This is a genomic window from Bradyrhizobium sp. Leo170 (assembly GCF_004296405.1).
Lineage (GTDB): Bacteria > Pseudomonadota > Alphaproteobacteria > Rhizobiales > Xanthobacteraceae > Bradyrhizobium.
Map to the genome: position 1 here is coordinate 1 of NZ_PSRR01000834.1, position 624 is coordinate 624.

A 624-nucleotide genomic window follows, 5' to 3' on the forward strand; every position below is an offset into this window, starting at 1 on the left:
TCGATCTCTACGCCGAGACGCCGGATCCCGCCCGCCCCCTGGTCTGCTTCGACGAGACCCCCGTCCAGCTGATCGGCGAGGTGCGCCAGCCGGTCCTGGCCCAACCGGGACAGCGCGAGCGCTACGATTACGAGTATCGCCGCAACGGCACCGTCAATCTCTTCGTCACCTTCGATCCGTATCGGGGCTGGCGCAACGTCAAGCTCACCGACCGCCGCGCCGCCGTGGACTACGCCCACTGCATGCGTGAGCTCGTCGACGTCCATTATCCCGACGCCGCCTGCATCCGTGTCGTGCAGGACAATTTGTCGATCCATAAGCCTGGGGCGCTGTATGAGGCCTTCGCGCCTGCCGAGGCCCGCCGCATCCTGTGCCGCCTCGAATTCCACTACACCCCGAAGCACGCCAGTTGGCTCAACATGGTTGAGTGCGAGATCAGCGTGCTTCAGCGCCAGTGTCTCGGCCGCCGCATCGACGACTCCAAAAGGCTCCGAAACGAGATCGCGGCATGGCAACGGCGGCGAAATAAAACCCGAGCCCGAATCAAATGGATGTTCACAACCGACAAAGCTCGCGCCAAACTCGGCCGCGCCTATCCAGCCACCCCCAAAGAGTCAAAATCAC

1 protein-coding gene is annotated in these 624 nt (G+C 63.3%); it reads left to right on the top strand.

The features are described 5' to 3' along the window. The coding region (locus tag CWO89_RS44985) for an IS630 family transposase (RefSeq protein WP_130584472.1) at positions 1-624 on the top strand (624 nt) is incomplete at both ends.